Annotated in this window: 9 protein-coding genes and 2 pseudogenes; 9 read left to right on the forward strand and 2 right to left on the reverse strand. The window is 57.5% G+C overall.

Annotation, left to right across the window (positions count from 1 at the left end; all coding sequences use genetic code 11):
- Window positions 1-693: 693 nt before the first annotated feature.
- From B5V02_RS18915 to B5V02_RS18940, 6 genes are all read left to right on the forward strand, one after another.
- Window positions 694-1,863, forward strand: coding sequence for a M20 aminoacylase family protein (locus B5V02_RS18915; RefSeq protein WP_111545661.1), 1,170 nt, complete (start codon window positions 694-696; stop codon window positions 1,861-1,863).
- Window positions 1,864-1,934: 71 nt separating this feature from the next.
- Window positions 1,935-3,527: an ABC transporter substrate-binding protein gene (locus B5V02_RS18920; RefSeq protein WP_111545659.1), complete on the forward strand. Its 1,593-nt coding sequence runs from the start codon at window positions 1,935-1,937 to the stop codon at window positions 3,525-3,527.
- A gap of 154 nt (window positions 3,528-3,681) precedes the next feature.
- Window positions 3,682-4,650, forward strand: coding sequence for an ABC transporter permease (locus B5V02_RS18925; protein ID WP_111545662.1), 969 nt, complete (start codon window positions 3,682-3,684; stop codon window positions 4,648-4,650).
- 5 nt (window positions 4,651-4,655) lie between these two features.
- Entirely contained in the window at window positions 4,656-5,546 is an 891-nt protein-coding gene (locus B5V02_RS18930) for an ABC transporter permease (protein ID WP_111545663.1), read from the forward strand.
- Window positions 5,539-7,221: an ABC transporter ATP-binding protein gene (locus tag B5V02_RS18935; RefSeq protein WP_245446016.1), complete on the forward strand. Its 1,683-nt coding sequence runs from the start codon at window positions 5,539-5,541 to the stop codon at window positions 7,219-7,221. Before B5V02_RS18930 ends, B5V02_RS18935 begins: the two co-directional genes overlap by 8 nt.
- 664 nt (window positions 7,222-7,885) lie before the next feature.
- Window positions 7,886-9,295 carry an amidohydrolase family protein gene (locus B5V02_RS18940; RefSeq protein ID WP_111545660.1) on the forward strand — a complete coding sequence of 470 codons (1,410 nt, stop codon included), beginning with the start codon at window positions 7,886-7,888 and terminating at the stop codon, window positions 9,293-9,295.
- A 73-nt stretch (window positions 9,296-9,368) separates the two neighbouring features.
- On the opposite strand, the pseudogene B5V02_RS18945 reads toward B5V02_RS18940, so the two are convergent.
- Window positions 9,369-9,813: pseudogene (locus B5V02_RS18945) on the reverse strand (ATP-binding protein); the annotation flags it as partial.
- A 386-nt stretch (window positions 9,814-10,199) separates the two neighbouring features.
- Here B5V02_RS18945 and B5V02_RS41135 point away from each other — a divergent pair.
- Genes B5V02_RS41135 through B5V02_RS42910 form a run of 3 tightly spaced genes read left to right on the forward strand, consistent with a single transcriptional unit; the run spans window position 10,200 to window position 12,401 of the window.
- Window positions 10,200-10,976: a hypothetical protein gene (locus tag B5V02_RS41135; protein WP_208647108.1), complete on the forward strand. Its 777-nt coding sequence runs from the start codon at window positions 10,200-10,202 to the stop codon at window positions 10,974-10,976.
- A complete protein-coding gene (locus B5V02_RS42905) occupies window positions 10,861-11,877 on the forward strand; it encodes a N,N-dimethylformamidase beta subunit family domain-containing protein (protein WP_208647109.1) in 1,017 nt (338 codons plus the stop codon). The genes B5V02_RS41135 and B5V02_RS42905 overlap by 116 nt, the downstream gene beginning before the upstream one ends.
- 5 nt (window positions 11,878-11,882) lie before the next feature.
- Window positions 11,883-12,401: a N,N-dimethylformamidase beta subunit family domain-containing protein gene (locus B5V02_RS42910; RefSeq protein ID WP_483466543.1), complete on the forward strand. Its 519-nt coding sequence runs from the start codon at window positions 11,883-11,885 to the stop codon at window positions 12,399-12,401.
- A gap of 503 nt (window positions 12,402-12,904) precedes the next feature.
- On the opposite strand, the pseudogene B5V02_RS18955 reads toward B5V02_RS42910, so the two are convergent.
- Window positions 12,905-13,974, reverse strand: a pseudogene (locus tag B5V02_RS18955) (IS110 family RNA-guided transposase); the annotation flags it as partial.
- Window positions 13,975-14,104: the final 130 nt, after the last annotated feature.

Below are 14,104 nucleotides of genomic sequence, written 5' to 3' on the forward strand. Positions count from 1 at the left end.
GATTGACCGAGCCGTGTCACGCAATCGGGCCCAGCTCTGGATTCCGCCGCCAAATTGGGAGCAACCACGATGCCGCCCTAACACACCTCTTGACCTCAGCATCGTCATGTGAGCCTGGGATCAAACATCCTAGGTATCAATAGCGGCTTTGCGGGGATATCCGCCAATGTTACCGAACATCGCGCGTCATTCTGGCGGAGGGTCCGTTCACGGTGCTCACAGAGCCCGGCCTCGCGCCGCAACCGCGAAATCTCTGAGAGCGATATTATTGCTCATTCGCGATTGATCTATCCCCAAAAAACACTGGACGTGTTATAATCTTTTGTACGAAAAAGGTGCGAATACCGCCGCGCTTCAAGCTTGCTTTTCGTCAAACTGCATGAGGATCTGGATGGCGAGCCCTTTTTCACTAAGTGACGCACAGAAACCCGTTCTGCCGAGGAGACGAGAAGAGCACTCGTTAGCCTTAGGGCGCGGGCGGCTCCCTAGGATTGGGATGTCACAATCTTGGAACCCAACGCACCATTCAGTGCGGACAGCAACGGACCGGGGGAACTTTGGCCTGCGCTGAGCTGGAATTATCTCAAATCCAGATGTCCTAAATACACAATCTGAATTTGACGTAGGTGCTCGGGCGGTCGAGGGTTGATCGATCAAAGGGCTGCGAGTGGCCAAAAGATGGCGGAGCTTCAGATGCATAGTGTTGAGACTTTCCGGGATCTGCAGCGCGAAGTCACCGAGTGGCGCCGGTATCTGCATGAAAATCCTGAGCTCGACTATCGGGAACACAACACGGCTAGGTTCGTAACCGAGAAGTTGGCGTCGTTCGGTATCAACCACATCGAGACCGGCATAGCTGAGACCGGCATCGTCGCAGTGATCCAGGGCGAAGGCGGAGACGGGCCGACGATCGGGCTGAGAGCGGACATGGATGCCCTGCCAATCGTCGAGGCCTCTGGCAAACCTTGGTCGTCTAAAAGCCCAGGCGTGATGCATGCATGTGGCCACGACGGTCACACGGCAATGCTGCTGGGCGCTGCCAAACACCTAGCTTCCACGCGGAACTTCAAGGGATCGGTCGCATTGATTTTTCAGCCGGCGGAAGAGGTGGAACTGCCAACGGGCGCTTTCAGGATGGTTCAGGAAGGGATCTTAGATCGTTTCGGCATAGCGCAGGTTTTTGGCATGCACAGCTGGCCGGGCTTGGACGTCGGCAAATTCGGCATCCGCCACGGCTACTTTATGGGATCGCAGGACGACTTCGATATCGTCGTGAAGGGCAAGGGAGGGCACGCGGCGCACCCTTATCGGACCATAGATCCCGTGGTCATTGCAGCACAGATCATTCTCGGCCTGCAAACCTTGGTCTCGCGCAGAACCGATCCTTTGGAAACACTGGTAATCTCCGTCACCAAATTGAGCGCCGCACAGGCCTACAACGTTATTCCCGACGACGTTGAGATAGCTGGAACCTGCAGGACACTTTCATCCAGCCTGCGAGATTTCGCGGAGCAGGAGATTTTAGCCTCCGCCCAGGGTATCGCGCGTGGGTTCGGCGCAGATATCGAGTTCAGGTACCGTCGATCCGCGCCCGCGACCTTTAATCACACGAAGGAGACCGATCTGGCGATCCAGGCAGCGCGCAGTCTCGTCGGGTCTGAATCCGTGGATGTTAAGATGAGACCAAGCATAGGAGCGGAGGATTTCGCCTTCATGCTCGAGGCCCGGCCGGGCTCTTACATTTTCCTTGGCAATGGACCGACGGCTCAGTGCCATAACCCGGCATATGACTTTGACGACGAAGCCCTGCCTTACGGCATCGGCTATTGGATCAACCTGGTCGAGACTATTCTGGCTGCATGACGGTTGCATAGTTCGGACTTTGTTCGAAAGCATCAAGACATCAACGAGCAAAATAACATAGGGAGGTAATAATGTCTGAGAGGAACAAAGGAATGGGCCATTTACACACTTCTCGCCGCGAATTCCTCAGCGGCGCGGCTGCCTTGGCTGGGGTCGCTGGCGTCAGCTCCGTCCTGTCGAAGCCCGGGATTGCCAATGCGGCGGGACCGACCAAGGGCGGCTTCATGAAATTCGGCATGGGCGAAGGATCCCAGACCGATTCACTCGATCCCGCGACCTGGCCAAGTAACTTCACAATTGCAGCGCTCGGCGGGTCGATGTGCAACAACCTGACGGAGATTCTCCCCGACGGCTCCGTCGTGCCCGACTTGGCCGAAAGCTACGAACCTTCCGAGGGCGCTACCAAGTGGGTGTTCAAGCTACGCAAAGGCTCTACTTTTCACAACGGCAAGGATGTCACCCCTAAGGACATTGTCGAATCGATCCGACACCATATGGGCAAGGATAGCCGGTCCGCCGCGAAGGACATCTTGGCACAGGTTGCATCGGTCGAGGCCGACGGGAACGACACTGTCATCTTTAAGCTGGCTAGCGGCAGCGCCGATTTCCCATTCATGCTCGCCGATTGGCACCTGGCAGTCATGCCGGCTAAGGCCGAGGGCGGCCTGGACTGGACGGCGAAGATCGGTACCGGCCCTTTCGTGCTTGAGCATTTCGAGCCTGGTGTGAGCGCCAAGCTGACACGCAATCCGAACTACCACAAGGAAGGCAAGCCTTATTTCGACGAGGTCGAGTTCAACGTCATCAGCGACGTCGTAGCCCGCACCAATGCCCTTGTCACCGACGTGGTGCAGTATATGGATGAAATCGATATCAAGACCATCAACATGCTGAAACGCAACCCGGACATCGCGATCCAGGTGATCTCCAGCACGCGGCATGATGCGTTCGATATGAACACGCAGGTGGAGCCTTTCAACAATAATGATGTTCGCTTGGCTCTCAAGTACGCCATAAATCGCGAAGAGATCGTAAGTAAGGTCTATTTCGGCACGGCCCGAGCCGGCAATGATAACCCGGTGGCGAAGTCGATGCCATTTGCCATCGATCCGCAGCCGCAACATACCTACGATATCGAAAAGGCTAAGGAGCACCTGAAGAAGGCTGGTTATGACAAATTAAAAGTCGACTTGTCGGCCGCTCCGAATAGTTTTCTTGGCTCCATTGAGGCCGGCACTCTATTCAAAGAGCAGGCCGCCAAGGCGGGCATTGAAATCAATGTGATCCGTGAGAGCGACGACGGCTATTGGGACAAGGTCTGGCTAAAGAAGTCGTTCGTTTCGGTTGGCTATTTCGGCCGGCCAACTCCTGACTGGCTTTTTACCCAATTCTATCAGGAAGGTGCTGCGTGGAATTCAACCCATTTCAGGCACAAGCGGTTTAATGAACTCCTAGTCTCAGCCCGCGCCGAAACCGACCAAGCCAAGCGCGCCGCCCAATATTCGGAAATGCAGCAGATTCTACACGACGAAGGCGGCGTGATTGTGGTTGCGTATTTGAACTACACCAATGGCGTCTCGAAACGGGTTGGTTTCAATACCGTTGGCGGTGTGTTCCCGATGGATAACGGGCGCGCATCCGAGCGATGGTGGTTGAACGCATAGTATAAGTCGATCGGTCGCGCGAGCGCCTGAGGTTTCAGGCGCTCGCCAAACAATAGGGTGAGTCGATGACACGATTGCGCAAAGCATCCATCTTGAGATTCACTGCTTTAGTTTTGTGCCGAAGGTTCCTTCACCACCTGGTATTTACCACATGATGTCGCCTCTTGTCCGAACGATCATCTCTCGGCTGCTCCTTGGCGGTTTGACGCTGGCGGCTGTCTCGGTGATCATCTTTTCGACCGTCAGCATGCTTCCAGGCAACTTTGCCACCGCGATCTTGGGTCAGTCCGCCACCCCGGAAACAGTTGCGGCTTTTGAGTCTCACCTCGGCTTAGATCAGCCCGCTGCGACACGTTATTTCAAATGGGTCGGTGGCTTCCTTTATGGTGATCTTGGCGAGTCTTTATCGTCCAATCCAGGTGAGCCTCGGTTCGTCGCCGACATCGTTTCTTCGCGCCTCCGCAATACTTTGCTGCTGGCCGGCGTGACCGCGCTCATTGCAGTTCCACTTTCGATCGTCCTCGGCGTCCTCTCCGCACTTTATCGGGGCACCACCTTCGACCGCGTAGTGAATGGGGTTTCGCTAACGACGATCTCAGTTCCGGAATTCTTTATAGCGTATATCCTGATCCTTTTCCTGGCCGTAAGACTGCGCTGGCTGCCGACTCTATCCAACGTTAACGACGGCATGGGCTTCGTCGAGGGGGTCCGGCTTATGATCTTGCCCGTTTCGACCCTGACGCTGGGAATTATTGCCCATATAATGCGCATGACCAGGTCGGCGATTATCGGCGTGTTAGCCAGCCCCTATATACACATGGCAAAATGCAAGGGTGCTTCTCCAGCACGAGTCATCCTGCGCCACGCCTTGCCCAATGCTTGGGCCCCCATTGCCAATGTTGTTGCCGTAAATCTGGCTTATCTAGTGGTGGGGGTCGTGGTGGTGGAGACGGTCTTTGTCTATCCCGGGATTGGCCACACAATGGTGGATGCAGTGCGCACACGCGACATACCGGTGGTACAAGCATGCGCACTGATATTTGCGAGCGCCTACATCCTCCTGAATCTCCTTGCGGACATTATCGCAATTTCGACTAACCCTAAGCTGCTTCACCCGAGGTGACGGATATGGTGGAGATGCCCCACACAACCGAAGGCTCTTCGCGCGCCGAGCGCACCTCCGGCCGGCGCAGCAGGTTCAGCTATGCGCTCCGAAAAGCGCCCCTCAACGTCAAGCTCTGCTTCGCCGTCGTCGCGGTCTACCTTTTCGCCGTTTTTTTCGCGGGCCTGATTGCTCCTTTCGGAGAATCCGAACTGGTCTCTCCCGAGCCATTCGGGCCGTGGAACAGCGTGAATCTGCTTGGCACGGATCAGCTCGGCCGGGACGTCCTCAGCCGGCTGATCTACGGCGCGCGTAATTCCATTGGTATCGCCGTGGTGACAACCGCTATCGCCTTTTTGCTGGGCGGCACGCTAGGCATCATCGCCGCACTGTTCCGCGGCTGGGTGGATCAAGTCGTCGCACGGGTGATCGATGTCTTTATGGCGATTCCGCAGCTGATCTTCGCGCTGATGCTGCTGTCCATCTTCGGAACATCGATCCAGAATCTAATCATTATCATCGCGGTTCTCGATTCAACCCGGGTTTTCCGGCTCGCCCGCGCACTGGCCATGAACGTGGCGGTGACAGACTACGTCGAGTCCGCGCAGCTGCGGGGAGAGAACCTGCTATGGCTCATCGCTCATGAGATCTTGCCCAACATTCGCCCGATCTTGGTCGCGGAATTCGGGCTGCGCTTCTGCTTTGTTTTCCTGACGATCTCGTCGCTGTCATTCCTGGGCCTTGGCGTCCAGCCGCCAACGGCGGACTGGGGCTCGATGGTGCGTGAGAACGCCAGTCTGATCACCTTCGGCGACCTCACACCGCTGGTCCCGGCGACAGCCATCGCTGTGATTACCGTAGCTATCAACTTCATCGTCGATTGGTACTTGCAGATCAGTGGTGCTTCCAATGGCTGAGCGGATGGCGACAAGCTTGCAGAGGGAATCTTCACCGGGCGGGACGGAACGCGGTCCCGCGCTGCTCACCATACGCAATCTCGTCATCAACGGCCTCGTCGACGATACCGTTGTTCCAATTCTGCGTGGCATTGACCTTGACGTTAATCGGGGGGAGGTTGTCGGGCTGATTGGTGAGTCCGGTGCCGGAAAATCGACCCTTGGATTGGCAGCACTGGGCATAGTGAACGAAGGCTGCATACTCGTCGATGGAAGCATCACTTTCGACGGTATCGACCTCCGCAACAGCCCAGAATCGGCAAAACGTGACCTACGCGGCGCACGCATTGCCTATGTCGCGCAAAGCGCCGCCGCATCCTTCAACCCCGCGCACAAGCTGATCGACCAGGTGGTCGAAAGTGCGGAGATTCACAAGACAGAACCGCGCAAGCGAGCCGTTGAAAAAGCGATAACCTTGTTCGGTTCGCTTGCCCTCCCGGACCCCACTCGTATCGGCGAACGATACCCTCACCAAGTCTCAGGTGGCCAGTTGCAGCGCCTAATGACGGCGATGGCAATGAACTGCCGGCCGGACCTCATCATCTTCGACGAGCCGACCACAGCCCTGGATGTGACAACGCAGGTAGAGGTTCTTACCGCCATTCGCAATGTCGTCCAAAAGTTCGGAACAGCGGCCATATACATCAGCCACGACTTGGCCCTTGTCTCGCAAATGGCCCACCGCATCGTGGTCCTGAAAGATGGTGTGAAGGTCGAGGAGGCCGAGACGCGACGCATGCTGGCGGCGCCCGAGCATCCCTATACGAGGACCCTATGGGCGGTCCGCTCTCTTGAAAAACCGCCCGCCAGCGCGGCTCCCCCGATACTCGATATCCGGCATATCAACGCGGCCTACGGTCAGCTCCGGGTACTGGAGGACGTCAGCCTTACGGTACAGCGCGGCCACACTGTTGCGGTAGTCGGCGAGTCCGGTTCAGGCAAGACAACCCTGGCTCGGGTAGTCTGCGGTTTGATGGAAGTACAGCAAGGCGAGGTAGTGTTTGATGGCACTCGGCTGCCACCTTTGCGAGGAGCGCGTAATGCCGATGTCCTGCGTCGTATCCAGCTAGTCTACCAATCGGCCGACACCTCACTCAACCCCAGCCATACAGTTCGCAAGCTGCTCTCGCGTCCGCTGCGACTCTACTGCGGACTGAGGGGGTCAGCCGGCAATCGGCGTGCGAACGAGCTGCTCGACATGATCGAGTTGAGCGGAGCGTATATCGATCGTTACCCTTCGGAGCTCTCCGGCGGGCAGAAGCAGCGCATCTCCATCGCTCGCGCGTTGGCGGCCAATCCCGACTTGATCGTCTGCGATGAAGTGACTTCGTCCCTCGATCAAGTGGTACAAGAGGGCATCCTGAAGCTGTTGATGTCACTTCAGAAGGAGCTGTCGATCTCGTATCTCTTCATTACGCATGATCTCGCCACCGTGAATGCGATTGCGGACGAAGTCGCTGTCATGCACCGTGGTCGAGTGGTTAGAGTCGGAGAGAAGAATACCGTTCTCTCGCCGCCCTTCGACGGCTATACGCAACTGTTGATGAGTTCAGTGCCGCAAATGAATCCGGACTGGCTAGATGGCGTGATCCAGAATCGTGTAGGCGTAATCACGCCGGCGCGATTTGCAAAGTAAAGCGGTGTTCGCTAGAGTCCTTCATGTTTTGACGGGAAGTATCTCCAGCGTTGCTGAAGTCTTTTTCGCATTCGTCTGGCTTGACTGGGCGCGGGCGTTTCCCTCGGAATGGGATTTCGCGATCTTGGAACCCAACGGACCATCCAGTGCGGCAGCAACGCACCTTTGGCCTGCGCTGGGCTGTATCTCAAATCCAGGTGTCCTGAATACACAATCTGAATTTGACGTAGGTGCTCGGGCCGTCGAGGGTTGATCGATTAAAAGGCTGCGTGAGACCAAAAGACGAGCTGCAAAGGGCAAAGTTGGCGGGATAGTCGTACTTACATAGAAATGGCAGGTAGCAACTCCTGTGTTTCGGAATATTTGTCTTCGGAGTGGCGCTAGGTTAATGCGCATCGAAGAAGCTACGGGGCTCTTGCGGAAACCATTACTCTCCTGAGGGTGTGGCACAATGAAAAAGTATGCTGTCCTTGGGGCCGGTTGGGGGGGCTAGATTTCGGCCCAGATATCTACGCGGCTCCCCACGTCGATGGAAGTGGTTTCGAGCCATGGTTGGCTGTCGTGCCAGACAGTCACCATCAGGGCGCTTGATTTTAAAACTGGGTTGGAGCGGTTCTGTCGAAGAGGAAACTAGGCAAATTGGAACGCACGGAAGGAAAAGAGCATGACCGATGTACCAGTAAAAGAGACACGTGCTTCTTCATCGCACCGTCAAGTTCCGGATCATCTATCAGCCTTCTTCTCTAGACAAGAGCCTGAGTTTGCGCAGATTTTTGAAGCGGTGGATGTCATGCCACTGGACGACACCCACTGTCATCTAATTACTGATCGAGATGCGGTTACGACGCCACAGAGGTATTTGGAGCGGATATCCCTGGCGGGCTTTCCGATACCGAGCTATTTTCCAAAGGGTGTTTATGCGCAATGGCTGAATGGCGACGAGGCGGTTAGACATGATCTTAACAAAAAGTTCGACATCCAAAATAAGGTTGAGGGAATAACATATAATTTATCCCAGAGTATTTTTATTAAATTTCTTGTGAAGGAACTGGCCGAATTCTTGAAGTGCAATCCAACGTTGGAAGAGGTCATCGAAGCTCGCAACGATCGAGGGAGAGACTATTGGTCGTACATTAACAGTTTGTTTGCAGAGGTCGGGTTTGAGAATATCATGCTAGATACAGGGGTGTTGGAAGGCGGGGGAGCCGAGACAATATCTCAATTCGAAGATGCAATTATACCGTGCAAGTCACACCGTATTAGCCGGATCGATCAAGTGGAAGGCGAGTTATTCAAGTTGGATGTTGGCTTTGACGATTTCGAAGCGCTTTATATCGATAGATTGCAAGAGATACTTGACGGAACTGGGAATTTCGGTAAGCGCTCGGTCGGAATGAAATCATATTTGTTGCCGGACATCGGTCTTATCCGTCCACTGTATGATCGCAAGCCCGCCGCGTTGTCTTGGGGGGCGATGAAACGTTCGGTCCGCAATGCTACTGACGGCGTGGATCGAGAGGAAGTAGCATCTGTTAAAAAAGATCTTCGTCGCTACACCTTCACCTTGGCGCTTGAGGAATGCCTGAAGCGAGATATGCCCCTACAAATCCATACAGGAGATGGTGAAGCCCCGTGGGTAATACTTAGAAATCAAGATCCATTCTATCTGGAGGAGGTATGTAGGTTCGATAAAGGCGGCATGATGCGGATGCCGAAAATAATTCCGCTTCACGCAGGCTATCCGTCCGTTGGCAAAGCAGCTTGGCTGAGTCACCTTTATCCCAATTGCTATTTTGAGTTGTCCATCATGACACCGCTCGTTCATCAGAACTTGTGCCACCGATATACACAGGTGATGGAGGCGGTTCCGCTTTCCAAGATTCTATTCGCAAGCGATGCATTTCACATTCCCGAGCTCTACTGGCTATCCGGCCTCTGGGGTAAGCGGTACTTGTCGCAGGCGCTCACAAACCACGTAGTGGGCGGAAGCCTCGATTTCGAAGAAGCGATCGAAGCGGCTCGAATGATCCTCTATAAAAATAACAGAGTGGTTTACAACCTCAATCCTGTATAACTGTTGATTTTCGCTGAAAGCTGACCCGGGATTTTCACCGAGAAGTGACCCGCCTTCATGTATGTTTCGGGTCTCAGGTTTTCGTCAAGGTTGGGGTTTTCTCCTTCTTTGCGACAGTGGTCTGGGCTGAGCTGTTTTTGAAGCGGAAGCTGTCGTTTCCGGCCCACTCGCTGAAGCTGAGGTTGGCGGTGATGACGACGCTGGTGCGCTCCTAGAGGGTGCTCAGCAGGTGGAACAACAGCGCCCCGCCTGAGGCGCTGAAGAGCAGGTATCCGCGCTCGTCGAGGATGACGAGATCGGAGTGGGCGAGCCGATTGGCGATCTGGCCCTGGGCCTTCTGCTGCTCGAGCGCGTTGACGAGTTCGACAGTTAGAAGAAGCGCACGCGCTTGCGATGATGCTCGACCGCCTGCACGCCGAGAGCTGTGGCGACATGAGTCTTTCCGGTACCCGGACCGCCGACGAGCCGACGTTGTTGGCCTGGTCCATGAACTCACAGCGTAAGCGGCGCGCCAAGGCACCTTGCAATAGGCCGATGAACATGGAGTTTTCGGGCCATGACATTGGAACATGGCAGCCCACCTCATCATGACGAATTCCGTAAAATCCAACTCGCCGATACCCCTTGTCGGCACCAAGACAACGGTGAGTTTCTGGAGCCCGTGTTTTCCACTGAGATCGACGCAAGTTCCGTGAATTCATCGGCCGCAGATGCGCATTCCCGTGGAAACGTGAGTTGTGTCCGTCGGTATAATCATGCCTTGACGAGCGGCTGACCGAGTGTTCTCCGCCGAGGGATGAAGAGGACAGGGGCGACGAGCCTGACCAATCTAGGAAGCGCAAGGTTAAGAACTTTGAGGCAGTCCGAGCAACAGGCCGCCCGACATAGCAGCTGGCAGGAAAACATGCGCGCAACCGAAATTCCAATCACGGGCTATCTCGACCGCTTCTCCCATCGTCCGATGGGGACATTCGTCGCGCATGTGAGCCTAAGGGAGCCCGGCCCCTATCGCACGCGTCTCCTGCGCGTTATCAGCGCCGACCCTAATCCTCATGGCCCAGGCATGCGCTTCGAGGACTTGTCGCATCTTCTCGACAAAAGCCATGAGGGGCGCTGGCAGGAGGCCAGACTCGGCTCTTATGGCATCATTGAGACCGGACCCGAAAGGGATCCGCGAGGGGCCTGCTCCTGGACGCTGCTGGTCCAGCCGGGCGTGATCGATCCCTCGGCTGCCCTGTTGGCCGAGGAGGCGGGCGACCACGCCGTCGTTCTTTCCATCGGCCCATCTGGCGCTGAGGCCTCAATCGCATGGCCGGAAGGGTCGCTTGAGCTTGCAACGAAAGTGCCACTCAAACCGAAAGCGTGGTATCGCCTCTGGCTCGCTATTGACCCAGCCTCCGGACGCGTGGTGTTAGGGCAGCAGCCCCTCGACAAAGGCGAACCTGTTAAAGTCAATTGGCATGCCGTAGGGGTGAGCCTGCCTTCTTCTGGCACAGTCCTCTTCGCGGCCGCGCGCGCTCGCGCCGCAACGCCATTTCACAGGCAAGCTCGAGGATCCGGCGATCTTGCGCGGCTTTATCGAGGTCTTCGCCAATCCTTTGGCGGAGGTGGAACGGCTGGGTGGCGAAGTGCTCGCCGCCTGGGACTTCTCGCAACGGATCGCCAGTTCAAGCGTGATTGACGTGGGGCCCGGGAAATATCACGGGCGGCTCGTCAACCAGCCGATGCGCGCGGCGGTCGGCGCGAAATGGAGCGGGCGCGAAGTTTGCTGGCGCAACGCACCGCGCGATTACGCAGCCATCCATTTCCATGACGACGATCTCGGCGTTTGCCAATGGCAGGCTGATTTTAACTGGACTGTTCCAGAGGATATGCCCAGCGGCGCCTATGCGTTTCACCTGACCTGTCTTGACGGCGAGGACTGGCTGCCCTTCTACGTCCTCCCAAAAAGGCAAGGGCCTTTCGCGCCGATCGCATTTCTTGCTCCGACGTTCACCTATCAGGCCTACGCTAACGATCGGCGAGGTGGAGCCGATGCCGATTATCACGAGCGTGTCCGGCAATGGGGTGCCTATCCGCACAATCCGGATCAGCATCCGGAGTATGGAGGCTCGACCTATAACTTCCATCGCGACGGAAGCGGCATTGCCTTCCCGTCGCGCCGTCGTCCCATGCTGACGATGCGACCAGGCTTCGTCAGCATCAATGATAAGCGCGGCTCGGGCTTGCGGCATTATCCTGCCGATACGCATATCCTCGCGTGGCTCGAGGCTAAAGGCTTTCCCTTTGACATTGTAACGGATGAGGACCTCGACGATGAAGGTGTCGCGCTTCTCGCCTCTTATCGCACCGTGCTGACAGGCACGCACCCCGAATATCACACCCTCGGCACGCTCAATGCTTTGCAGGCGTACACTGAGAACGGCGGGAGGCTGGCCTACCTCGGTGGCAATGGCTTCTATTGGCGCATCGCGCGCGACAAGAAGGCACCACATCTCTTCGAACTCAGGCGCGCCGAGGGCGGCATGCGCGTCTGGGCCGCAGAGCCGGGCGAATATTTTCATGCGTTCGACGGCCAGTAGGCGGGCTGTGGAGGCGCAACCGGCGCCCGCCGCAGATGCTCTTCGGTGTCGGTTTCGTGGGGCAAGGCGATTTTGAGGGCACGCATTTTCGCCGCCTGCCGGCATCGCGCGATCCGGCCCATGGCTGGATCTTCGAAGGAATCGAGGAGGACGTTGTCGGAGATTACGGCCTTTCAGGTGGTGGCGCTGCGGGCTACGAGCTCGACTGCACGGATCCCGCGCTCGGGACGCCGGAGAATGCTATTGTCCTTGCTCGATCGGAGGATGAGCCTGCTTCTTTCTTGCTGGTCCCAGAAGAGTACATTGCGCGTCGGGGTACGATCGAGGGCGATCCGCCTAAGAAGGTTCGGCCCAATGAGCCTCAGTTGCGGGCCGAGATCGTTTATTTCGACAAACCTAAGGGAGGGGCAGTGTTTTCCGTCGGATCGATCACTTTCTGCGGCAGCCTGTGGCGAAACGGCTTCGAGGGACCGGTTTCGCGCATCCTCGAGAATGTTGTACGCAGGTTCAGTGGCTCCGGCTGATAGGTGAGGCGGCTACGCCCCACGAGTCGTAACGCGTTCCGGTTTTTGCGCGAAGGCAAACTGCCATGATCGTTCTCAGCACGCCACCTTGCGGAATGAATCTGCGCCACAGAGATTTGCCGTCTGATTTGTGCGGAGCGCAGGCGGATGGAGAGGCCCGATATCATTCCCGCGCTTCCCGCGTGATCAGAACGATCCGACCCAAATATGCCCTCACATGGGGATTACATGGTCAAGTGTGATTTTCCTCCTTCGCAGTTTCGGTCCAAGGTCTGAGCCCGATCACGTGACGCGGCCCGGTCGCCGGGCCTCATCCACCTCACATGCGGTCGCCGCTCCTGGCGGCAGCACCAATATCCCGCTTGCGGCGGGCGCAGGCTCAGGAAGACGAAACCATTCTGCCGATCGGCTGTTGAGGCCATGCATATTTTCGGATCGCCCACCTGGATCCGAAAGGCTGATCAGGGCCTTTGCGGAATGGAGGAAAAGGGTGGTGGAAGCGGTCATGCGGTTTTCATGAGCGCTCCTTCGATGATGACGCCGGCGGTCGCGTATTTCCACAGCGCCACCAGCAGCTTGCGGGCGAGCGCGACGATCATCGCCTTCTTGAGGCGACCGCCGTTGCGCGCCACCCGTTCGCTGAACCAGCGGGCCAGGCCCGAGGCCGGCTGATGGCGCAGCCACAGCCAGGCAAGCTCGACCATCGTCGTTCGCAGCCGCGGATTGCCTGCCTTCGACACGCCTTGTTCGTGATCGATCGTGCCGCTCTTCCATGGGGAAGGTGCCAGGCCCGCGTAGGCGGCCACCTGCCTGCGGTTGTTGAAATGCCGGAACAGCCCTTCGGCGTGGAGGATCGTCGCGAATTCCGGCCCGATGCCCTTCAGCTTGAGCAACATCGCCGCCGGCGTCGAGGCGTCCACCGCCGTCGCGGCGAGCAGCGCATCGCGCTCGGCCTCCACCGCCTTGATCTGGCCGAGCAGCAATTCGAGACGGTCAAGCTCGCGGCCGATCTGGGCCTTCATGCGGGCCGGCAGGGCGCGGCCATCGCCGGTCCGCAGTTCTTCCAGGCGATCGCGCCGGTCGCGGCGCAAGGCTCGTAGTCGCGGATGCCCTGGCTGAAGAGCAGGCCTTTTATGCGGTTGACGTGCTCGACCCGTTCGGCGACCAGCACCTTGCGCTCGCGGTTGGTCCGGCGGCGATCCTCATTCTCGGGCGTCGGCACCCGGACCATCGAGCAGACGCGCGGCTCACCCCGCTTGACGACCAGCAGGGCGCGGATCAGCGCCTCGCCATCGAGCCGATCCGTCTTGGCGCGACGGTGGCGGCGCGACACCGCGATCGATGCCGCATCGACGATGTGACTTTCGATCCAGTCCTCGCGATTCAGCACCCGGTCGATCCAGAAGCCGTCCAGCCCCGCCTCCTGGATCACCACCAACGGATAAAGCGTGCCCGTGCGCGCCTCGGCCTTGCTGCGCAGCCCGGTGAGGCAGACGAGCAGCCCGGCACTGTCACCGCCGGCGACCATGTGGCGCGACATCTTCTCGCTGCCCGGTACAATCGAGGTGACTAGCTCGTGCGCGTCCATAAACGGCTGTTTTCCCGGAGTTTTCAGGGGTCTTTGGCCTGCTGAGGCGATGTTTTGGGGACGGGTGATGGTACAAGTGCATGGAGGTCGCTGCCGGGGGGCGATCTGGCGGCAA

It is taken from the genome of Mesorhizobium kowhaii, assembly GCF_003253745.1.
GTDB classification, from domain to species: domain Bacteria; phylum Pseudomonadota; class Alphaproteobacteria; order Rhizobiales; family Rhizobiaceae; genus Mesorhizobium; species Mesorhizobium kowhaii.